This window comes from Pseudomonas putida W15Oct28 (assembly GCF_000708715.2).
Taxonomy (GTDB): domain Bacteria; phylum Pseudomonadota; class Gammaproteobacteria; order Pseudomonadales; family Pseudomonadaceae; genus Aquipseudomonas; species Aquipseudomonas putida_R.
Map to the genome: position 1 here is coordinate 88,749 of NZ_JENB01000013.1, position 21,762 is coordinate 110,510.

Here is a 21,762-nt window from a genome sequence, read left to right on the forward strand (position 1 = left end):
GCATGACTGGGTGATTTATCGGATTTTATCTTGTAGGCTATAAATTATAGTCAGCAAGATAATTGAGGATAATTACATGTCTCCCGTTCGCCCGCTCTTACGTCGTGATCAGTTGGCAAACGCGCTGGCCCAAGACCTGGCCGGCGAGTCGCTGGTCGACTACAGCTCGGGTATGTTCCTTGCCGCACCCCGGCGTACGGGCAAGAGCACCTTCCTCAACAACGACCTCATTCCAGAGTGCATACAGCGAGGTTGGCTACCGGTCTACCTCGACCTGTGGTCGGACCGCGATGCTGCCCCGGCTGAACTCATCAGTGGCGCCATCGGTACTGCACTGGGCAGCTTCGAAGGGGCGCTGGCCAGGACTGCGAAGAAAGCCGGTATCGACAAGATAAACCTGCTGCGCACCCTCAGCTGGAATTTCACCCGCCCGCAACTCCCCGCAGGCACTACGCTGGCCCAGGCCCTTGCCGTGTTGCATGAGGTATCAGGGCAGATGGTGGTGCTGATCATCGACGAGGCCCAGCACGCCCTGAACAGCGAAGATGGCCTGAATGCGATGTTTGCGCTGAAAGCTGCGCGTGACCACCTCAACCGTGGTGACCGTCCGGACGGCTTGCGCCTGGTGTTCACCGGCTCCAGTCGCGACAAGTTGGCCAACCTGGTGCTCAAGAGCAAGCAGCCGTTCTTCGGTGCCAGCATCACGCCATTTCCATTGCTGGGGCGTGAATATGTCGAATTCATCACGGACTTGTGGAACCGGCGCCTGGCCGATAACAACCAGTTCAAGGTAGAGGACCTGGCGTACGCTTTCGAGCTGGTCGGCCGGCGCCCGGAAATGCTCAACAAACTGTTGGCCGAAGTCAGCGTTGGCCTGGGTGAGGCGGGCAACTTGGGTGATCTGCTGCGCACCGGGGCACTCAACCATCAGGCGGGTGTGTGGAGTGACTACGAAAGTGCCTGGAACGAACTCTCACCCTTGCAACAGGCAGTGCTTGAGGTCATGGCAGAGCGCACGCTGGGCCGACATCCGTTCTCGCCGTTCACTGAGCAGACCTTGGTGGACATCAGGCGCAAGCTGGAGCAGGCCCAGGCAGAAGTCAACGCCAGCACGCCTAACGTACAGAAGGCCCTCGATGCCTTGCGCGACAAGGAACTGGTATGGAAGGCCAATCGTGGAGAGTACGCGCTGGAGGATTCGTCCATGGCCGAATGGTTGACTCGCGCCGGGCGCTAGCCCGCTTTGCGGTGGTCGCTGTCAGACAAATTCCGTAACATCGCGCCCCTCGTTTTTGTAACGCTCGCCCGGACTGCCCCACAGGATTCCCATGAAACCCGCCCGACTACGCGCCGACCTGCTCGCCGGCCTGACCACCTCGTTCGCCCTGGTGCCCGAGTGCATCGCCTTTGCCCTGGTGGCCCACCTCAACCCGCTGATGGGCCTGTATGGCGCGTTCATCATCTGTACCCTGACTGCGCTGTTCGGCGGGCGGCCCGGGATGATCTCCGGCGCTGCTGGCTCCATGGCAGTGGTGATTGTCGCACTGGTGGTGCAGCACGGCGCGCAATACCTGCTGGCCACGGTTTTGCTGGGTGGCGTGGTGATGATCCTGTTCGGCCTGCTACGGCTGGGTAAGCTGGTGCGCCTGGTGCCGTACCCGGTCATGCTCGGCTTCGTCAACGGCCTGGCCATTGTCATTGCCATGGCCCAGCTGGAGCATTTCAAGGACGGTGAGCACTGGCTCAGTGGCGCGCCGCTGTACCTGATGATCGGCCTGGTGGCGCTGACCATGGCGGTAGTGTACGTGCTGCCGAAACTGACCCGTGCGGTGCCGCCGGCGCTGGTGGCGATCCTCGGCGTGGGCCTGCTGGTGTACCTGCTGGGGCTGCCCACCCGCACCCTGGGTGACATGGCGCACATCGCCGGTGGCCTGCCGGGGCTGGCCCTGCCGGATGTGCCCTGGAACCTGGAAACCCTGAGGATCATCGCCCCCTACGCCGTACTGATGGCCATGGTCGGCCTGCTGGAAACCTTGCTCACCCTCAACCTGACCGATGAAGTGACCGAGAGTCGTGGCTTCCCGGACCGCGAGTGCGTGGCCTTGGGCGCGGCGAACATGGTTTCGGGCCTGTGCGGCGGCATGGGCGGTTGCGCAATGATCGGCCAGACGGTGATCAACCTCAGCTCCAATGGCCGTGGCCGGTTGTCGGGGGTGGTGGCCGGGGTGATGATCTTGCTGTTCGTGCTGTTCCTCTCGCCGCTGATCGAGCGTATTCCGCTGGCGGCGCTGGTCGGGGTAATGTTCGTGGTGGCCCAGCAGACCTTCGCCTGGGCGTCGCTGCGCGTGCTGCACAAGGTGCCGGTGAACGATGTGCTGGCGATCATTGCAGTGACCGTGGTCACAGTGTTTACCGACCTGGCCATGGCGGTGCTGTTCGGCATCATCATCGCGGCGCTGAACTTTGCCTGGCAGCATGCGCGGGAGCTGTATGCCGACAGCCATGAAGACGCGGAAGGCGGCAAGCGTTATCAGGTACACGGCACGCTGTTCTTTGCCTCGACCGCCTCGTTCCTCAACCAGTTCGACACGGCCCAGGACCCGGCCCAGGTCACGCTGGACTGCCAGCATTTGAGCTTTGTCGATTACTCGGCGATTGCGGCGCTGAAAACCCTGCGTGAGCGGTATGCCAAGGCGGGTAAACATTTGCGCGTGGTGCATTTGTCCGAGCGGTGCAAGAAGCTGTTGAAGCGGGCTGGCGAGCAGCACTGAGGCTTGGTGGTCGCCTGTGCTGGCCTCTTCGCGGCTAAAGCCGCTCCCACAGGGTCACCACAGGGCTCAAGGTAAATGCAGTACCTGTGGGAGCGGGCGTGCCCGCGAACACCGGCGAAGCCGGTGCCATCCACCGCGCCGGGTTCTTCGCGGGCATGCCCGCTCCCACAAGAGCCACTAAGCTTTTTACTCACCGCGGCTCTTTTTGACGATGGTATCGGCAATGCTCGCCGGTGCCTCGGCATAGCGGGTGAACTCCATCGTGTAGCTTGCTCGCCCTTGGGTCATCGAGCGCATTGAGGTGGCATAGCCGAACATCTCCCCCAGTGGCACTTCGGCGCGAATGACCTTGCCAGCAGGCGTCTCGTCGCCGTCCTGGATCATCCCTCGGCGCCGGCTCAGGTCGCCCATGATGTCGCCCTGATACTCCTCGGGCGTAACCACCTCGACCTTCATCACAGGCTCCAGCAGCACTGCGCCGCCTTTCTGCGACAGCTGCTTGGTGGCCATCGAAGCGGCGATCTTGTAGGCCATTTCGTTGGAGTCGACGTCGTGGTAAGAGCCGTCGAACACCGCGGCTTTGAGGTTGATCAACGGGTAACCGGCGAGCACGCCGTTCTTCATCTGTTCCTCGATGCCTTTCTGGATTGCCGGGATGTACTCGCGCGGCACTACGCCGCCGACAATCTCGTTGACGAACTCCAGGCCTTCTTTGCCCTCATCGCCAGGCGCAAAGCGGATCCAGCAGTGGCCATATTGCCCGCGCCCGCCGGACTGGCGAACGAAGCGCCCCTCGATCTCGCAGGTATTGCGGATTTTTTCGCGGTAGGCCACCTGAGGCTTGCCGATGTTGGCTTCGACGTTGAACTCGCGGCGCATGCGGTCGACGATGATGTCCAGGTGCAACTCGCCCATGCCCGAGATGATGGTCTGGGCGGTTTCCTCATCGGTACGTACGCGGAATGACGGGTCTTCCTGGGCCAGCTTGCCCAGGGCAATACCCATTTTTTCCTGGTCGGCCTTGGTCTTCGGTTCCACGGCCACGGAAATCACCGGGTCGGGGAAATCCATGCGCTCCAGGATGATCGGTTTGTCGATGTCGCACAGGGTGTCGCCGGTGGTCACATCCTTCATGCCGATCAGTGCGGCGATGTCGCCGGCGCACACGTCTTTGATTTCGGCGCGCTGGTTGGCGTGCATCTGCACCATGCGGCCGATACGCTCCTTCTTGCCTTTGACTGAGTTGAGTACGGCATTGCCGGAACTGAGCACACCTGAATACACGCGGGCGAAAGTGAGGGTGCCGACGAACGGGTCAGTGGCAATCTTGAAGGCCAATGCCGAGAAGGGTTCCTTGTCGTCGGCGTGGCGCTCCAGGTGTTTTTCTTCGTCATCCGGGTGGGTGCCTTTGATCGCCGGGATTTCGGACGGGGCGGGCAGGTAGTCGATGACGGCATCGAGCATCAGCGGCACACCCTTGTTCTTGAACGATGAGCCAAGGATGGTTGGCACGATCTCGTTGGCGATAGTGCGCTGGCGCAGGGCCGCCTTGACCTCTTCGATGCTCAGTTCCTCACCGTCGAGAAACTTCATGGTCAGTTCATCATTGGCCTCGGCCGCTGCCTCGATCATGTGCGCACGCCATTCGTCGGCAAGTGCCTGCAGCTCGGCGGGGATTTCTTCTTCGCGGTAGCTGGTGCCATGATCGGCATCATTCCAATAGATGGCCTTCATCTTCACCAGGTCGATCTGGCCGATGAAGTTCTCTTCGCTGCCGATGGCCAGCTGGATCGGCACCGGGTGATGCCCCAGGCGCTTGTCGATCTGCTTGACCACGCGCAGGAAGTCGGCGCCCTGGCGGTCCATCTTGTTGATGTAGGCCAGGCGTGGCACATGGTATTTGTTGGCCTGGCGCCAGACCGTCTCGGACTGTGGCTCTACCCCGTCAGCGCCGCTGAACACCACTACCGCGCCATCGAGCACGCGCAACGAGCGCTCCACCTCGATGGTGAAGTCGACGTGGCCGGGGGTGTCGATGATGTTGAAGCGGTATTTGTCGGGGAATTGCTTGGTCGAGCCTTGCCAGAACGCGGTGGTCGCCGCCGAGGTGATGGTGATGCCGCGTTCCTGCTCCTGGGCCATCCAGTCCATGGTGGCGGCGCCATCGTGCACCTCGCCCATCTTGTGGTTGACCCCGGTGTAGAACAGGATCCGCTCGGTAGTGGTGGTCTTGCCGGCGTCCACGTGGGCGACGATGCCGATATTGCGGTACAGCTCGATGGGCGTTGTACGGGCCATGGCGGACTACCTGCGGGTGGGCGGATTCCCCCACGTTAGCAGACCGGTGGAATCCTGCCCTGCCGCCGGGCCGTCAGTCGGCCTGGGCTTGCAGCATCCACTGGCCTTCCACTTCGCGGGCAACGCCACTGGCCGCCAGCAGGGCCAGCAGGCGTGGGTGCAAGGCTGCTTCGGTGAAGGTCTTGAGGGTGGCAAGGTCCAGTGTGCCGACCAGGTTGAGGTCGGCCTTGGTGTACGAGAGCCAGGCCTTTTTCAGTACCTGGGCGACATCGCTGCCCGAGGTGCTGGCGAAGCGACGGTGCCACTGGCGGCTTTCGAAGGTAAAGGTGTGGGCGTGGCTATAGGTGCTTTCGTCGCCACCTTCAGTGCAGCGGTGGCAGCGGCACGGGCCTTCGCCGAAGGCGTTGCGCAGGTAGCTGTTGAATTCCACGACGGGCTTGAGGGACAGGCGTTTGTCGACATCGAACAGGTCGGCGATCAGGGGTTCTTCGGCGCTCACTCGGGATCCTCGTGTGGTGTGGCGTGCATCGGCGGGCACCCTAACAGATCGGGCCCACCAGATCACCTTTTGCAGGCCCGGCCTCTTCGCGGGCACGCCCGCTCCCACAGTGGCCGTACATGCGATCCCTGTGGGAGCGGGCGTGCCCGCGAAGAGGCCAGTAGAGACAACAGAGACCGCCTGCCGTACTCTACGCGCCCTTACGCCTACACACCCACTGAGGTAACCCCGCTTGAGCACCAAGTACCCGTACACCGCCACCGTGACCATCAGCGCCGAAGACCGTGGCGGAGATACCGAGGCATCGGAAAACCCCAAGATGCGCGTTGGCCTGGAAGCGGTGACCGAAACCCTGAAGAAGGTGCATTTCGTCGGTACGCTCGCGGCCCCTGAGAAGACGGCCACGCACATCTGCGTGACCCTGGAGAACGGCCTGACCTACTACGGCCCGATCGTCAACGGCCATGCCGAACTCGAAGGCGGCTGGATCGCCTTCGAATCCGACATGCTCACCCCCGAAGAACTGGGCCTGTAAGCCTCAGTTCAGCTCCACCAGGCACTGCTCGAGGATATCCAGCCCTTCCTCGAGCACCTCGGCTTCGATGGTCAACGGGGCCAGCAGGCGGATGATGTGCCGCGCCTTGCCGCTGGGCATCAGCAGCAAGCCCTTGGCCCGTGCCGACTCCATTACCTTGGCCAGTTGCGCCGGCGCCGGGCTGCCGTCGGCATTGACGAATTCGATGCCGCGCATGGCGCCCACGCCAGTTAGGCGGCCGATGTACGGGCTCAGGCCCGAAGCCTTCCAGCGCTGGTGGCGGTTGACGATGGCCTGCTCCTGGCGCTCACCCCAGGTGGCGATGTTCTCGTCGGTCATCTGCGCCAGGCTGGCCAGCGCCGCCGCACAGGCAATCGGGTTGCCCGAATAGGTGCCACCGAGGCCGCCCTTGGGCAGTGCTGCCATCAACTCCTTGCGCCCGACCACCGCACCCAGCGGCATGCCGCCGGCAATGCTCTTGGCCAGCAGCAGCAGGTCGGGTTCGATCCCTAAGCGCGGGAAGGCGAAGCGCTGGCCGGTGCGGCCAAAGCCGGACTGGATCTCGTCGATGATGATCAGGATGCCGTGTTGGTCGCAGAAGCGGCGCAAGGCCTGGGCGAAGGCCGGGTCAAGGGCGAGAAAGCCGCCTTCGCCCTGCACCGGTTCGAGGATGAACGCTGCCACGTCTTCCACGGCCAGCTCCACGCTGAAGAGCCGCTCCATGGCCTTGAGTGCCTGTTCGCAGGTAACCCCGGTATCGGCGCCAGGGTAGGGCAAGTGGTACACCGGCCCGGGCAGCTCGCCGACCCGTTGCTTGTACGGGGCCACCTTGCCGTTGAGGTTCAGGGTGGCCAGGGTACGGCCGTGGAAGCCGCCGTCGAAGGCAATGATGGCGCGCTTGCCTGTAGCACCACGGGCCACTTTCAGGGCGTTTTCTGCCGCTTCCGCACCGCTGTTGGTGAGCATGCCCGCCAACGGATAGCTGACCGGTACGAACTGGCTCAGTTGCTCCATCAGCGCCAGGTACGGGCCATGGGGGGCGGCGTTGAAGGCATAGTGGGTCAGGCGGGTGGCTTGGGCCTGGATCGCCTCGACCACGGCAGGGTTGCAGTGGCCCAGGTTGAGCACGCCGATACCGCCGACAAAGTCGATGTAACGTTTGCCGTCGGTATCCCAGACTTCGGCATTGCGGCCATGGGAAAGTGTGATCGGGTGAACGATGGCGATGGACTGGCTGATACTTTCCTGGTTCATGGGCACGCGGGACCTGTGTTCGAATTTCTTATTATCCAAGCGTGTCGAGGGGTTATTCCGCAAACGAATTATTCGATTGCGATCATTCCCTGGATTCGTGATCTGGCCGGAATTCTTGTTGCCTGTGTCGGCCCTTTCGCGGGCTTGCCCGCTCCCACAGGTACTGCACAGTATTCGAACCTGTGGTGGTCCTGTGGGAGCGGGCAAGCCCGCGAAGAGGCCGGCACAGGTTAAATCAATCCCCCTCAGCCACCCGCTCGCGAATCCACTGCACAAAGGCCCTGATCTTGGGCACTTCGGCCGCATGCTCGGCATGGGCAATGAAGTGCCGGCCATTGCTCGCCACCGGGTGGTCCCAGGCCACCACCAACTTGCCCTCGCTCAGCTCCTCGGCCACCAGGTAGCGCGGAATCAGGGCGATACCGCAGCCTGCAATCGCCGCGCGAATGCACAGGTAGAACGTGTCGAAACGCGGCCCGTGGTAGCTGTTCTGGCTGTGCAGCCCCAGCCCCAGGAACCACTCATGCCAGGCCTCCGGCCGCGACACGCACTGCAGCAGGCGGTGCTCGGTCAGCGCCTGGGCGCTGTCGAAAGGGTGGTTGGCCAGCAACTGCGGGCTGCACACCGGCACCACTTCTTCGCTGAACAACTCGATGCAGGTTGCCCCAGGCCAGGTGCCCTGGCCGAAGAAAAAGGCAACGTCGGCCTTGGCCTGCACCAGGTCGAATGGCTCCAGTTCGTTGCGCACGTCCAGGTGGATGCGCGGGTAGCGGTCGCCGAAACCCTTGAGTTTGGGCACCAGCCAGCGCGCGCCGAAGGTGGGCTGGGTGGCGATGCGCAGCACTTCGGTTTCGTCGCCGTAGCTGAGGATGTAGCGGCTGGAAATGTCGATCTGGGTGAGGATCTTGTTCACTTCGGTGAGGTACAGCGCACCGGCGGGGGTCAGGTGCAGGCGCCGGCGAATGCGCTGGAACAGCGAGTGCGAGAGCATGTCTTCGAGCTGCGCCACCTGCTTGCTGACGGCGCTCTGGGTCAGGTGCAGTTCCTGCGCCGCGCGGGTGAAGCTGAGGTGGCGGGCGGCCGCTTCGAAGCACTGAAGGGCGGTGGTCGAAGGCATCAGGCGTTTGGACATGACGGGCAAATACCGAGCAAAAAAGGAAAGAGTTCATTCCAAAGCGGAATCATGTGGTTCGAAAAGGTCGTTTGTTGACCCCGGCCTATAGATTAATACTGACCTGGATCAACGATTACAACCGGTCATGTGAAGAGGAGGTCAGTACCCGCTTCCGGCATCTGCAAAACAACAACAACGACTGTCAGAAATTTATAAGAATTCTGCTCCGACCTTCAGCCGCCTCAAAGCGGCCGACCCATTCGAGGGTTCTTCATGGCTTCGCAAGACAACAAGAAACAGCGTTCCCTGCAGCACGGCCTGACGTCCCGTCAGGTTTCCATGATCTCCATTGCCGGCATCATCGGCGCTGGCTTGTTCATCGGTTCCTCAAACGCCATCGCCACGGCCGGCCCGGCCATCCTCATTTCCTATGCCATGACCGGCTTGCTGGTGTTGCTGGTGATGCGCATGCTGGGCGAAATGGCCATCGCCAACCCTAACAGCGGCTCGTTCTCCACCTATGCCTCCGAGGCCATCGGCCCTTGGGCGGGCTTTACCATCGGCTGGTTGTACTGGTGGTTCTGGGTGCTGATCATTCCGGTCGAGGCCATTGCTGGCGCCGACATCCTGCATGCTTACTTCCCGGGGGTACCGTCCTGGTTGTTCGCCTTCCTGATCATGCTGTTGCTGTCGTGTACCAACCTGATCAGCGTGAAGAACTTCGGCGCCTTCGAGTACTGGTTCGCACTGGTCAAGGTGGTGGCGATCATCGGCTTCATCGGCGTCTGCACCCTGGCGGTGTTCGGCTTCTGGCCGCTGGCCGAGGTGTCCGGGGTCAGCCGGCTGTGGGACAAAGGAGGCTTCATGCCCAACGGGTTCGGCACTGTGCTCGGTGGCGTGCTGATTACCATTTTCTCGTTCTTCGGCGCCGAAATCGTCACCATTGCGGCTGACGAAACCGCCAACCCGAAAGACAAGATCCGCCGTGCCACCAACCTGGTGGTGTACCGCATTGCCATCTTCTACCTGGCCTCGATCTTCCTGGTGGTGTCGCTGGTGGCCTGGAACGACCCTGCGCTGAAAGCGGTCGGTTCGTTCCAGCGCGTGCTGGAAGTGCTGAACGTGCCGGGCGCCAAGCTGCTGGTCGACCTGGTGGTACTGGTGGCGGTGACCAGTTGCATGAACTCGGGCCTGTACACCGCGTCACGCATGCTCTATTCGCTGGGCGCCCGCGGCCAGGCACTGAGCGTGACCAAGCGCATCTCCGGTTCGGGTGTACCGACGGTGGCGGTCATCTTCTCGACGCTGGCCGGTTTTGCCGGGTGCCTGGTCAACTATGTGTTCCCGGGCAAGGTCTTCGGCTTCTTGCTGTCCACCACCGGCGCCATTGCCTTGCTGGTGTACCTGGTGATTGCCGTGTCGCAGCTGCGCATGCGTGCCCGTGCTGACCGTGAAGGGCGCCCGCTGGAGCTGAAGATGTGGCTGTTCCCATGGCTGACCTGGCTGGTGATCGGCACCATCGTCATGGTGCTGGGCTACATGCTGTTCAGCGATGCCTACCGCTACGAAACCCTGATGACCGCTGGTGTGACAGCATTCATCCTGTTGGTTTCGCTGACCCAGCGGCGCGCCAAGGTAGTTGCCCAGACCGCCTGACGTATCTGCTTTAATGGGGGCGTTGCGCGCCCCCATATCAATAAGCACAGGAAGCGTATGAGCGATCAACCTCTTTCCCTTCAGGCCCTCGCGGCACCCGACGGCACCTGCTACGGCTGCGGTTGCTCCCACCCCAGCGGCCTGCACCTGCAAAGCCACTGGGACGCCGACGGCGTTCACCTGTTGTGCCGGCACTCGCCCGACAGCACCTTCATCGGCTGGCCCGGCCTGGTTTATGGCGGCCTGCTGGCGATGCTGGTCGACTGCCATTCCAACTGGACGGCCATGGCCTACCACTACCGCAACGAAGGCCGCGAGCCGGGCACCCTGCCGCGTATCGACTGCGTTACCGGCACCCTCAACCTGACCTACCTGAAACCTACGCCGATGGGCGTCGAGCTGTTGCTCAAGGCCCGGGTGGAAGGGGATGTGGGGCGCAAGAGCCGGGTGATTTGCGAAGTCTGGGCTGACGATGTGCTGACCGTGACGGCCGACTCGGTGTTTGTCCGTGTCGATACCGAAAAGCTCAAACTCAAGGCCCACGGCCAGGCCTGAGTTGCCAGCGCTGATGAGCGGTCGGTGGTGGTCAGCGGCCGGGGATGTCTCTAGAGTGAAAGGCTCATTCCCCAGGCAAGGTTGATCATGACCGATCTCAGTGCTTTCCCTGTTACCCGCAAGTGGCCCGCCAAACACCCCGAACGCCTGCAGCTGTATTCGCTGCCGACGCCCAACGGCGTCAAGGTGTCGATCATGCTCGAAGAAATCGGCCTGGCCTACGAGGCGCACAAGGTCAGCTTCGACAACGACGACCAGTTGAGCCCCGAATTCATCTCGCTCAGCGCCAACAACAAGATCCCCGCCATCCTGGACCCCAACGGCCCGGGCGGGCAGCCGTTGCCGCTGTTTGAATCCGGGGCGATCTTGCAGTACCTGGCGGAGAAAAGTGGGCAACTGCTCAGCCAGGACCCTGCCCAGCGCTACCAGACCCTGCAGTGGCTGATGTTCCAGATGGGTGGCATCGGGCCGATGTTCGGCCAGGTCGGGTTCTTCCATTTCTTTGCTGGCAAGGAATATGAAGACAAGCGTCCGCGTGACCGCTACGTCAACGAGTCCAAGCGGCTGCTGGGTGTGCTGGACCGGCATCTGAAAGGCCGGGAGTGGATGGTGGACGCGTACAGCATTGCCGACATTGCCATCTTCCCTTGGGTGCGCAACCTGGTAGATCGCTACAACGCGCGGGAGTTGGTGGGTTTTGACCAGTTCAAGGAAGTGCAGCGGGTGCTGGCCACGTTCCTCGAACGGCCGGCGGTGCAGCGCGGCTTGAAAATCCCGGGCTGATAACGCAGAACCAGCCCTGGACACCGGCCCCTGTAGGAGCGGCCTTGTGTCGCGAAAGGGCTGCAAAGCAGCCCCGGCAATTTATGCGTCAGTGCTGAAACCCCGGGGCCGCTTTGCGGCCCTATCGCGACACAAGGCCGCTCCTACAGAGGGCGCAGTACGGGTTCAGAAGACGTGGCTCAGCAGCCAGTACAAGCTGCCGGCCAACAGCATCGCTGCCGGCAGGGTCAGCACCCAGGCCATCAGCAAGTTGAACAGCGTGCGCTTCTGAATCCCCGACCCATTCGCCACCATGGTCCCCGCCACCCCCGAGCTCAGCACGTGGGTGGTCGACACCGGCAACCCGAACATGTCCGCTGCGCCAATGGTGCACATGGCAACCACCTCCGCCGAGGCGCCTTGGGCGTAGCTCAGGTGGGTCTTGCCGATCTTCTCGCCCACGGTCACCACGATGCGCCGCCAGCCAACCATGGTCCCCAGCCCCAGCGCGATGGCCACCGCCACTTTGACCCATAGCGGAATGTAGCGGGTGGCGTCGTCCAGTTGGGCCTTGAACAGTTGCACATGGCTGCGGGTGGCGGCATCGAATGCCACCAGGCGGTTTTTCTCGATCAGGCGAATGGCTTCGCTGGTCAGGTACATGTCATTGCGCACGTTGGCCATGGCTTCGGCGGGTATGCGCTTGAGCGAGCCGTAGCCTTTGACCTCTTCACCAATCATCCCGGTCAGCGCCGCCAGCGCCGGTACCAGTTGCGGGCTGGCCTTGGGTTCGCCAATGAACGCGGTCAGCGTCTGGCGCGGGTCAGCCGGGGCCGCTTGCGGGTCGCTGCGCACCAGCGCCTGGCGGGTCACTTCGGCAACGGCAGAAAACTGCAGGGCCTGCTCATTAGGCATGGTCTTGTTCAGCGCGTACGCCATTGGCAGTGTGCCGACCAGAATCAACATGATCAGGCCCATGCCTTTCTGGCCGTCGTTGGAACCGTGGGCGAAGGACACCCCGGTGCACGTCAGGATCAGTACGCCACGAATCCACCAAGGCGGCGGTGTCTGGCCTTGCGGCGCCTGGTATAGCGCTTGACGCTTGACCAGCGCACGCAGGGCGAGCAACAGCAAGGCGGCGCAGGCAAAGCCGATCAGGGGGGAGAACAGCAGGGCGTAACCCACTTTGCTGGCCTGGCCCCAGTCCACGCCGCTGGTGCCGTCGCGCCCATGCATCAGCGCATTGGCCACACCCACACCGATGATCGAGCCGATCAGGGTGTGCGAGGATGACGCCGGCAGCCCCAGCCACCAGGTGCCGAGGTTCCAGATGATCGCCGCCAGCAGCAGGGCAAAAACCATCGCGAAGCCGGCCGAGGAGCCCACCTGTAGAATCAGTTCCACGGGCAGCAGGGCGATGATGCCGAATGCCACCGCGCCACTGGAGAGCAGCACGCCGAGGAAGTTGCACAGCCCGGACCACACCACTGCAACCGGTGCCGGCAGCGCGTTGGTGTAGATCACCGTGGCCACCGCGTTGGCGGTGTCGTGGAAGCCATTGACGAATTCGAAGCCCAGGGCAATCAACAGTGCCAGGCCCAGCAGCAGAAACGGCGTGACCGTAGTGATCACCGTGCCGCTGGCGTTTACATCCTGTTTCAGGCTCCAGGCGGTGTAGGCGATACCGGCCAGCAGCAGGCCGAAGAACAACACGAGGGTGGCGCGCCCAGGCTTGTGGGCAAGCTGCGGGCGGGCGTCGCGCTGGGCCAGGTGCGGCTGGCTGGCCAGTGACGGGGTTGCCATGATGGCTCCGGTTGGCGTTGGGCAAGTTGCCGAAGGCCTTGAGCATAGAAACAATTCGTAACCCGACCGTGACCTCGATCAATGAATTATCTAGGCTCAAGACGGACGGTAAATGCAGGAGAAACCCATGATCCGCTGCAAGCGTGTCTACGATGCGGTCACGGGCGACGATGGCCAGCGAGTGCTGGTCGACCGCCTGTGGCCGCGCAACAAGCGCAAGGAAGACCTGCACGGGCAGTGGTTGCGCGAAGTGGCACCCTCGGATGATTTGCGTAAGGCGTTTCACCAGGGGGACGTCGACTTTGCCGGTTTTACCCAGCGCTACCAGCATGAACTGGCTGCCCGTCCCGAGTACTGGTACCCGCTGCTGGGCCTGGCCGAGAAAGGCACGCTGACCCTGCTTTATGCAGGCAAGGACACCGAGCACAACAATGCCCGGGTGCTGGCCGAATGGCTGGAAAGCGAACTGGACCGGCGTGGGCCTGGCAGTTCACCCGTGTGCTATGCCCAATGAGTGATGTGGTGATGCCCCTGCAACTGATTGCCGCCAACGACAGCCACCGTACGTTTGCCCGCGACCTCACGCGGCGCGCCATGCTGCCGTACTACCGTGAATTTGACCTGCTCTGGATCGAGGACGCCTTCGACCAGGCCTGGGGTTGGCGCGAGCAATGGCTGATCAGCGAAGGCGACACCCTGTTAGGTTTCTGCAGCCTCAGTCAGGACCGCCAGGCACTGTTTATCCGCGAGTTGCACCTGTTGCCCGAGCATCGCGGGCGCGGTGTCGGCAGCTGGGTGTTGGAGGAGCTGGCGCTGTGGGCCGGGCAGCGGCGCCTGCCGTTGCTGAGGTTGATGGTGTTTCGCAGCAACCCGGCGCGCGGGTTGTACCAGCGCCACGGCTTTGTCGAAATGGGTGAGGACGCGTGCTTTGTGCGCATGCAGCGCACGATTGGCTAGTAGCGCAATGATGGCTTGTCGCGACCGAAGCGCAGGGGCATAGTAAACCCAGGCGCTCACGGTCGCCCGCAGACGGGGCGGCGGGGGATGAGCGTGATCAGGGGATAAGGAGAAGCCCACAATGAACGGGATTGGTCCGCGACTGCGGGAAGAGCGTGAGCGCCTGGGCATGACCCAGCGCGTGTTTGGCGATATCGGTGGGGTCGAACCCAATGCCCAGGGCAAGTACGAAAGCGGCGAGCGCACGCCACGGGTCGATTACCTGGCAGCCCTGTCGGCCAGGGGGGTGGATGCACTGTACGTGCTTAGCGGTATTCGCACGCCGGCCCCGCTGGAGGGCTTGAGTACGGATGAGTCGGGGCTGCTGGGCGCCTTCCGGCAATTGCCCATCGACGACCAGGCGGCCATCTGGCACCTGCTGGGCCGCTTGAGCAGCGATAGAAAGCCCAGGCAAACAGTGAGGTCTGTCACTGTTGAGCGTCAGTCGTTTCTTACAGAAGCAATGCGTTAGACCCGTTTGGAAAAATTTTGTTAAGGTGGCGGGATCCAATCGCCCTGTTGACGAGGTGTGTGCTTGATTAGGGTCTTAGTGGTCGACGATCACGATCTGGTACGAACCGGTATTACCCGCATGCTGGCCGACATCGATGGCCTGCAGGTGGTGGGTGAGGGTGACTCGGGCGAGTCCGCGCTCAAGCTGGCCCGTGAGCTGAAGCCGGACGTGGTGCTGATGGACGTGAAAATGCCCGGCATCGGCGGCCTGGAGGCCACCCGCAAATTGCTGCGCAGCCACCCGGACATCAAGGTAGTGGCCGTCACCGTGTGCGAGGAAGACCCGTTCCCCACGCGCCTGTTGCAGGCCGGTGCGGCCGGTTACCTGACCAAAGGCGCAGGCCTTGATGAAATGGTCCAGGCCATCCGCCTGGCGTTTGCCGGCCAGCGCTACATCAGCCCGCAAATCGCCCAGCAGCTGGCGCTGAAGCCGTTCCAGCCGCAGGGGTCACCGTTCGACACACTGTCGGAGCGGGAAATCCAGATTGCCCTGATGATCGTCGGCTGCCAGAAAGTGCAGATCATCTCTGACAAGTTGTGTCTCTCGCCCAAGACCGTCAATACTTACCGTTATCGGATCTTTGAAAAACTCTCGGTCACCAGCGACGTCGAACTGACCTTGCTGGCCGTTCGCCACGGTATGGTCGACGCAAGCCTGTAAAACCTCATGTCCCAAGCTTTTGATGCCAGCGCATTCCTGGCGACCTGCAGTGGTCGCCCGGGCGTTTACCGGATGTTCGACGCCGAAGCCCGGCTGCTTTACGTGGGCAAGGCCAAGAACCTCAAGAAACGCCTGGCCAGCTATTTCCGCAAAACCGGCCTGGCGCCCAAGACCGCCGCGCTGGTAGCCCGCATCGCCCAGGTTGAAACCACCATCACCGCCAACGAAACCGAGGCGTTGCTGCTGGAGCAGAACCTGATCAAGGAATGGCGGCCGCCGTATAACATCCTGCTGCGCGACGACAAATCCTACCCCTACGTGTTCCTGTCCGACGGAGAGTTTCCGCGGTTGGGCATTCACCGTGGGGCGAAAAAGGCCAAGGGCCGCTACTTTGGCCCATACCCCAGCGCCGGGGCCATCCGTGAAAGCCTCAGCCTGCTGCAAAAGGCCTTTTCGGTGCGCCAGTGCGAAGACAGCTACTATGCCAACCGCACCCGCCCGTGCCTGCAGTACCAGATCAAACGCTGCAAAGGGCCCTGCACCGACCTGGTCACCGCCGAGGAATACGCCGACGACGTGCGCCACTCGGTGATGTTCCTTGAAGGCCGTAGCCAGCAGTTGGGCAACGAGCTGAATGCCGAGATGGAGAAGGCCGCCATGGCCCTCAACTTCGAGAAGGCTGCCGAGTTACGCGACCAGATCGCCTTGTTGCGCCGCGTGCAGGACCAGCAGTACATCGAGGGCGGCACTGGTGACGTCGATGTCATCGCCGCCTTCGTCAACCCGGGTGGCGCCTGCGTGCACCTGATCAGCGTGCGCGGCGGCCGGGTGCTGGGCAGCAAGAACTTCTTCCCGCAGGTGGGCATCGAGGAGGAGGTGGCCGAGGTCATGGCCGCATTCCTCTCCCAGTACTACCTGGGCAACGCAGAGCGCGAACTGCCCGGCGAGTTGATCGTCAATGTTGTGCACGAAGACTTCGACGCCATCACCGAAGCACTGCACACACTGCGGGGCCGCGAGCTGACCATCAGCCACCGGGTACGTGGCACCCGCGCCCGCTGGCAGCAGCTGGCAGTCACCAATGCCGAGCAGGCGCTGAATGCCCGCCTGGCCAACCGCCAGCACATGGCTGCACGCTTCGAGGCCTTGGCCGAAGTGCTGGGCCTGGACGAAGTGCCGCAGCGCCTGGAATGCTACGACATCAGCCATTCCAGCGGCGAAGCCACCGTGGCCAGTTGCGTGGTATTCGGCCCCGAAGGCGCGCTGAAGTCCGACTATCGGCGCTTCAACATCGAAGGCGTCACTGCTGGCGATGACTACGCCGCCATGCACCAGGCCCTGACCCGCCGTTACGGGCGTATCAAGGACGGTGAGGGCAAGCTGCCCGACGTGTTGCTGGTGGACGGCGGCAAGGGCCAGTTGAACATGGCCCGCGATGTGATGCAGGAACTGGGCTTCACCGACCTGACCCTGCTCGGTGTGGCCAAGGGCGTCACCCGCAAGGCCGGTTTTGAAACCCTTTACCTGAACGACGTGCACCACGAGTTCACCCTGAAAGGTGATTCACCGGCCCTGCACCTGATCCAGCAGATCCGCGACGAAGCCCACCGTTTCGCCATTACCGGCCACCGCGCCCGCCGCGGCAAGGCCCGCCGGGTGTCTAGTCTGGAGGATGTAGCCGGAGTAGGGCCAAAGCGCCGGCGCGACCTGCTGAAACATTTCGGCGGCCTGCAGGAGCTCAACCGCGCCAGTATCGATGAAATCGCCAAAGCGCCCGGCATCAGTAAAAAGCTTGCCGAGTCGATTTATGCCAGCCTGCATAGCGAGTAGAATGCCGGGCTCAACTTGCAGCCAGTCGTACCGATGAATATTCCAAACCTGCTCACCGTTCTACGCGTCCTGCTCATTCCGTGCTTCATCCTGCTGTTCTATATGCCCTATCACTGGAGCTATATGGCAGCCAGCAGCGTGTTTGCCGTTGCCGCCGCCACCGACTGGCTGGACGGCTACCTCGCGCGTCGCCTGCAGCAGAGTACGCCGTTCGGTGCCTTCCTGGACCCGGTGGCCGACAAGCTGATGGTGGCGGTGGCCCTGGTGCTGCTGGTGCAGACCCACGCCAACTTCTGGCTGACCCTGCCGGCCGCGGTCATTATCGGCCGCGAAATAGTGGTGTCGGCACTGCGCGAGTGGATGGCCGAGTTGGGCGCGCGGGCGCACGTGGCGGTGTCCAACCTTGGCAAGTGGAAGACTGCAGCGCAAATGCTGGCGCTGGTGATTCTGCTGGCCAACCCGCCAGCGGTAACCTTCTGGGTCATTCTTGGCTACGGGCTGCTGCTGGTGGCGGCGGGGCTGACGCTGTGGTCGATGGTGCACTACCTGCTGGCCGCCTGGCCGCACCTGCGCGAAGGCTCTGAGCAGAAATAAAACTTTTTTTGAATCAAGGGGTTGACGCTGTTTTAGAAATCGCTAGAATGGCACCCATCACGACGCGGGAATAGCTCAGTTGGTAGAGCACGACCTTGCCAAGGTCGGGGTCGCGAGTTCGAGTCTCGTTTCCCGCTCCAAATTCGATCCTCGGTGCGTCGCCGGGATCAAAAAAGAAGAGGCCTTCGGGCCTCTTTTTTTATGCCTGCGTTTTATCGGCATCCTCCTTTCTCAAAGCAAACACAAGCCCTGTAGCAGCAGCCTTGTGCTGCGAAGAGGTCATTGCAGGCGAAGATAATCTTCAGCCTTACCGGCCTCTTCGCAGCACAAGGCTGCTCCTACAGGTTGATGCGTTAGCCGCAGTGATGGTGCAAGACCGTTGCTCCGATAGCCCCGCGCAGGTTTGCCGGGCTATTTCAGAAAGTTCAGGTCCAGTGGGTAGTCCAGAATGATCCGGGTCTGGTCCAGGTCATTGGCGATTGCGCCGTAATCGCCGCCCGTGCGCATCGACGCATGCAGCAGCCGCAGGGACAGGTTTTTCGCAGGCCCCGACTGCACCACGTATTTCACCCACAGGTCCCGTTCCCATTGCGACCCGTCGCGGACCGCCTGGAACCGTGAATAGGCACCGCCGGCATCGCGGCCATCAATATCGGTACCGCGTATGTAGCGCGCCGTGAAGCTCAGCCCGGGTACGCCAAAGATGACGGCGTCCAGGTCGTAGCGTGCACTCCAGGCTCTTTCGTTGGGGCTGTTGAAGTCGCTGGCCTGGGAGGCCGCATCCAGTTCGATGTCGAAACTGTTCCAGACATAGTCGAAAGGCTGGTCGCCATCAATGCGGGTATAGGCAACTTCGAACTTGTGGCCGCCCAGTGCGTAGCCCACCCGGGCACTCCAGGCATCGTTGCGAATATCGCCAAGCAGCGAGGTGCCGGTGTCACGCGTGCGGTAGTAATTGGCGCCGGTATTGAACACACCACCCACCTTCAAAGGCACACGGTATTCGATGGAGGCAAACTGCTGGTTCCAGATATTGTCCAGTTCCGACCCGAACAGCTTGACCTTCACATTGTCGACGCCGGTGTAGATGCCACCGTAATAACTGACAAACTCACTGTCGGCCTGGCGGCCACCGTAAGCGGTACCCAGCTTGCCGCCGTGATTGGTTGCTGCCCGGTCGCTGCTGGAGGTGAAACGCCCTGCATTAAGGGCCAGCCCGGCGAAGGTACGATCGGTAATGTTCCAGCCTCGGAGCGTTTGCGGCAGCAGGCGGATATCACCGTATTTGAGTACTGGCGAATCAGGGAACAGGTCGCCGTAGGCCAGGTCAGTGCTGCCAACCCGCATCTTTACCGCGCCACCGGCCTTGGAGTATTCCTGCTTGGGGTCGCCCTGGTTGTCGCGCGCGACGATGCCGCCATTGCCGATCCCGTCGCCAACCCGGCCCTTGCCGCCGTCAAGCTTTACCGCACCCATGTAATGCAGGTCGAGGCCGAACCCAACCAGCCCCTGGGTATATCCGGAATTGAACTTGGCCAGTACGCCTTGCGCCCATTCCTGGCGATAACTTTGTCGCTCGCCCGCCGGGTTGAGGTAACTGCCGTTGCGGTTGTCAGCGTTCCAGTAGAAGTTTCGCAAGCCGACCGTGGTGGTACTGTCTTCAATGAAACCATGGTCCGATTCAGCCGCGCAGGCAATCGAGCCAAACAGACAGGCACTCGCGCCTGCCATCCCCAAGGTGAAATTTTTGAGCGACATGAAGACTTCCTTATTGCCAGATTAAGAACGGCAGCGTGAAGATTTATTGTTATTGCCCCTGCGCCTGCGGCGGGCAGCCGGGGGCCTGATCGCTAACTTGCGGTTGCGGCAAGTTGCGCTCTTTATTGTTGTATTGCTCGGTAGGCCGGGTTGCCCATGGCAACCCGGAGCACATCGGGTTTTGCCTCAGGCAGTCATGCCGGCAAAGAAGCGCGAGGCATTTTCATCCAGGGTCGCAATGTCGTAGCCACCCTCCTGGACCACCACGCAAGGCAGGCCCAGCGCCTTGATCCGCTGCCCCAGCAGGCGGAACCCTTCATGGCTGACGTGGACCTTGGACTGCGGGTCGTTTTCGTAGATGTCAAAGCCCAGCGACAGCACCAGCACGTCCGGCGCGAAGGCGCGCAGCGCCGCTGCTGCCTCATCCATGCAGGCGAAAAAGTCCGCTTCGCTGGCGCCGTGTGCCATGGGCAGGTTCAGGTTGAAGCCAGCCCCTGCACCAGCCCCGGTCTCATCATCGAAACCGGCGACCACCGGGTAGAAGTTGGTCGGGTCGCCATGAATCGACACGTACAACACATCGTCCCGCTCGTAGAAGATTTCCTGGATGCCCTGGCCGTGGTGCATGTCGGTGTCGAGCACTGCCACTTTGCCGAACTTGCCACGCAGCACCTGGGCGGCGATTGCGGCGTTGTTCAGAAAGCAGAACCCACCTGCCGCTTCGGCGCGGGCATGGTGCCCTGGTGGCCGGCACAGGGCATAAGCGGCCTGGTCGCCTTCGATTACCGCATGTGCCGCGGCCACCGCGCTTTGCGCCGACCAGTAGGCGGCCTGCCAGGTGTGCTCGCCGATCGGGCAGCTGCCATCGGCCAGGTAGCGGGCCGTCTTGCCGAGGATGCCGCGCAAGGGGTTGCCTTCGCGGATGTAGATGTTGGACATCACCTCATCGCCCCAGTCTTCCGGCACTTCGTGCCACTGCTGGTAGGCGCTGCCCAGGTAGTCCAGATACGGCTGGCCATGCACGGCCGCCAGCGGAGCCAGGCCGTGGTCGGCGGGTTCGAGCAGCGGGTAGCCGAGCTTTTCGACCACGGCCAGTAGCGGGTCGATGCGTGCCGGCACTTCCTGCGGTTGGCGCATCTGGCCACGCGACAGGTAGGAGCGGGGGTGGTGCAGGCGTTGAGCAGGATGGAAAAACGCTTTCATGGATCACCTCTTGGTAACGCGTGCGATCAATAGCCCAGTTCGGGATCGACCAGATTGTTCAGTTCCAGCCCGGCACTCAGGCGCGACACGTTGTCGGCCACTTGCCGGGCGATGCACAGGTCGGACGCGGCCGACGCCATGTGCGGTGTCACCCACACCCCGGGCGTGTGCCACAGCGGCGAATCGGCAGGCAATGGCTCCTGTTCGAACACATCGAGCAAGGCGCCGCGCAACTGCCCGCTGGCCAGCGCCTGGCGCAGGTCGTCCGGGTTGAGGTGCTGGCCACGACCACAGTTGATCAGGGCGCTGCCTTCGGCCATGTGCCGGAATACGGCATGGTTCAGTACGCCATGCGTGCTGGCGGTGAGGGGCAGCAGGTTGACCAGCACATCCAGCCCGGTGAGGAAGTCATGCAGCGAAGCTGCGCCTTCGAAGGTGGTTACGCCACCGAGCTGGCGCGGCGTGCGGGCCCAGCCGCGCACGTCATAACCCGCCGCCGCCAGCTGCTGCGCTACCGGTGCGCCAATCGCGCCCAGGCCCATCACGCCGACCCGGAAGTCGCCTGCCTTGCGCTGCACCGGGCGCTGCCAGTGCTGGCTGGCATTGCCGGCGATCACCCGGTCGAAGCCCCGGTGAAAGTGCAGCACGCCCCAATGCACGTACTCGCTCATGCCCTGGGTGTGGTCAGGGTCGACCACCCGGCACACGGGCAGCGACGCATCGCGTGAGCTGTCCTGGCCCAGGTGGTCGATCCCCGAGCCGATCGAGTGCACCAGGCGCAGGTTTGGCAAGCGGCCCAGGCTACCTTCGGGCGGGAACCAGCACACGGCCACTTCGGCGTGCTGTGCGCTGGCATCGTCCGGGCGCAACACGTTCAGCTGCGGGGCGTGTTTGGCGAACAGCGCGGCCAGCCAGTCACTCAGCGCCGGGTTCTGGCAAAGCAATACGAGGCTGGCCATG

At 62.6% G+C, this 21,762-nt stretch carries 20 protein-coding genes and 1 tRNA gene; 13 read left to right on the top strand and 8 right to left on the bottom strand.

The features are described 5' to 3' along the window. The first annotated feature begins 76 nt into the window (after positions 1–76). Both AK81_RS11485 and AK81_RS11490 read left to right on the top strand, forming a co-directional pair. Positions 77–1,237: a hypothetical protein gene (locus AK81_RS11485; RefSeq protein WP_043199149.1), complete on the top strand. Its 1,161-nt coding sequence runs from the start codon at positions 77–79 to the stop codon at positions 1,235–1,237. Positions 1,238–1,328: 91 nt separating this feature from the next. Next, entirely contained in the window at positions 1,329–2,771 is a 1,443-nt protein-coding gene (locus AK81_RS11490) for a SulP family inorganic anion transporter (protein ID WP_043199150.1), read from the top strand. Positions 2,772–2,957: 186 nt separating this feature from the next. On the opposite strand, the gene fusA is transcribed toward AK81_RS11490, so the two are convergent. Continuing rightward, positions 2,958–5,069: an elongation factor G gene (gene fusA, locus AK81_RS11495; protein WP_043199151.1), complete on the bottom strand. Its 2,112-nt coding sequence runs from the start codon at positions 5,067–5,069 to the stop codon at positions 2,958–2,960. Between the two features lie 73 nt (positions 5,070–5,142). After that, positions 5,143–5,568: a hypothetical protein gene (locus AK81_RS11500; RefSeq protein ID WP_043199153.1), complete on the bottom strand. Its 426-nt coding sequence runs from the start codon at positions 5,566–5,568 to the stop codon at positions 5,143–5,145. A 232-nt stretch (positions 5,569–5,800) separates the two neighbouring features. On the opposite strand from AK81_RS11500, the gene AK81_RS11505 reads away from it, so the two are divergent. Continuing rightward, positions 5,801–6,103, top strand: coding sequence for a hypothetical protein (locus AK81_RS11505; protein WP_043199154.1), 303 nt, complete (start codon positions 5,801–5,803; stop codon positions 6,101–6,103). 3 nt (positions 6,104–6,106) lie between these two features. Here the strand turns inward: AK81_RS11505 and AK81_RS11510 are convergent, their stop codons facing one another. Both AK81_RS11510 and gcvA read right to left on the bottom strand, forming a co-directional pair. Further along, a complete protein-coding gene (locus AK81_RS11510) occupies positions 6,107–7,357 on the bottom strand; it encodes a 2-aminoadipate transaminase (protein ID WP_043199155.1) in 1,251 nt (416 codons plus the stop codon). Positions 7,358–7,592: 235 nt separating this feature from the next. Further along, on the bottom strand, positions 7,593–8,489 hold the full coding sequence (gene gcvA / locus AK81_RS11515; RefSeq protein WP_043199157.1) for a transcriptional regulator GcvA: 897 nt from the start codon (positions 8,487–8,489) through the stop codon (positions 7,593–7,595). 255 nt (positions 8,490–8,744) lie between these two features. On the opposite strand from gcvA, the gene AK81_RS11520 reads away from it, so the two are divergent. From AK81_RS11520 to AK81_RS11530, 3 genes are all read left to right on the top strand, one after another. Beyond that, the gene (locus tag AK81_RS11520; protein WP_043199158.1) at positions 8,745–10,127 is read left to right on the top strand and encodes an amino acid permease; all 1,383 of its coding nucleotides are present in this window, start codon (positions 8,745–8,747) and stop codon (positions 10,125–10,127) included. A 57-nt stretch (positions 10,128–10,184) separates the two neighbouring features. Continuing rightward, positions 10,185–10,682 (top strand): PaaI family thioesterase, encoded by a 498-nt coding sequence (locus tag AK81_RS11525; RefSeq protein WP_043199160.1) that lies wholly within the window; start codon positions 10,185–10,187, stop codon positions 10,680–10,682. An 87-nt stretch (positions 10,683–10,769) separates the two neighbouring features. Continuing rightward, the gene (locus AK81_RS11530; protein WP_043199161.1) at positions 10,770–11,465 is read left to right on the top strand and encodes a glutathione S-transferase N-terminal domain-containing protein; all 696 of its coding nucleotides are present in this window, start codon (positions 10,770–10,772) and stop codon (positions 11,463–11,465) included. A gap of 165 nt (positions 11,466–11,630) precedes the next feature. Here AK81_RS11530 and AK81_RS11535 read toward each other — a convergent pair whose 3' ends face one another. Next, complete coding sequence (locus tag AK81_RS11535) at positions 11,631–13,247, bottom strand: inorganic phosphate transporter (protein ID WP_043199163.1); 1,617 nt, start codon at positions 13,245–13,247, stop codon at positions 11,631–11,633. A gap of 127 nt (positions 13,248–13,374) precedes the next feature. On the opposite strand from AK81_RS11535, the gene AK81_RS11540 reads away from it, so the two are divergent. The 7 genes from AK81_RS11540 (at position 13,375) to AK81_RS11570 (ending at position 17,981) form a co-directional block, all read left to right on the top strand. Next, positions 13,375–13,761 carry a DUF488 domain-containing protein gene (locus tag AK81_RS11540; RefSeq protein WP_043199164.1) on the top strand — a complete coding sequence of 129 codons (387 nt, stop codon included), beginning with the start codon at positions 13,375–13,377 and terminating at the stop codon, positions 13,759–13,761. An 11-nt stretch (positions 13,762–13,772) separates the two neighbouring features. Beyond that, complete coding sequence (locus tag AK81_RS11545) at positions 13,773–14,204, top strand: GNAT family N-acetyltransferase (protein WP_043199166.1); 432 nt, start codon at positions 13,773–13,775, stop codon at positions 14,202–14,204. 121 nt (positions 14,205–14,325) lie between these two features. Beyond that, positions 14,326–14,715: a helix-turn-helix domain-containing protein gene (locus AK81_RS11550; RefSeq protein ID WP_043199167.1), complete on the top strand. Its 390-nt coding sequence runs from the start codon at positions 14,326–14,328 to the stop codon at positions 14,713–14,715. 63 nt (positions 14,716–14,778) lie between these two features. Then, positions 14,779–15,417, top strand: a complete 639-nt coding sequence (gene gacA / locus AK81_RS11555) for a response regulator transcription factor GacA (RefSeq protein ID WP_023047491.1) — start codon at positions 14,779–14,781, stop codon at positions 15,415–15,417. A 6-nt stretch (positions 15,418–15,423) separates the two neighbouring features. After that, on the top strand, positions 15,424–17,247 hold the full coding sequence (gene uvrC / locus AK81_RS11560) for an excinuclease ABC subunit UvrC (protein WP_043199168.1): 1,824 nt from the start codon (positions 15,424–15,426) through the stop codon (positions 17,245–17,247). A gap of 33 nt (positions 17,248–17,280) precedes the next feature. Then, positions 17,281–17,841, top strand: a complete 561-nt coding sequence (pgsA, locus tag AK81_RS11565) for a CDP-diacylglycerol--glycerol-3-phosphate 3-phosphatidyltransferase (RefSeq protein ID WP_016498771.1) — start codon at positions 17,281–17,283, stop codon at positions 17,839–17,841. 64 nt (positions 17,842–17,905) lie between these two features. Further along, a tRNA-Gly gene (locus AK81_RS11570) sits at positions 17,906–17,981 on the top strand. Between the two features lie 271 nt (positions 17,982–18,252). Here the strand turns inward: AK81_RS11570 and AK81_RS11575 are convergent. The 3 genes from AK81_RS11575 to AK81_RS11585 form a co-directional block, all read right to left on the bottom strand. Next, positions 18,253–19,599, bottom strand: coding sequence for an OprD family porin (locus tag AK81_RS11575; protein ID WP_050491867.1), 1,347 nt, complete (start codon positions 19,597–19,599; stop codon positions 18,253–18,255). Between the two features lie 186 nt (positions 19,600–19,785). Continuing rightward, positions 19,786–20,802 (bottom strand): histone deacetylase family protein, encoded by a 1,017-nt coding sequence (locus AK81_RS11580; protein ID WP_043199170.1) that lies wholly within the window; start codon positions 20,800–20,802, stop codon positions 19,786–19,788. Positions 20,803–20,828: 26 nt separating this feature from the next. Continuing rightward, positions 20,829–21,761 carry a 2-hydroxyacid dehydrogenase gene (locus tag AK81_RS11585; RefSeq protein ID WP_043199173.1) on the bottom strand — a complete coding sequence of 311 codons (933 nt, stop codon included), beginning with the start codon at positions 21,759–21,761 and terminating at the stop codon, positions 20,829–20,831. Position 21,762: the final 1 nt, after the last annotated feature.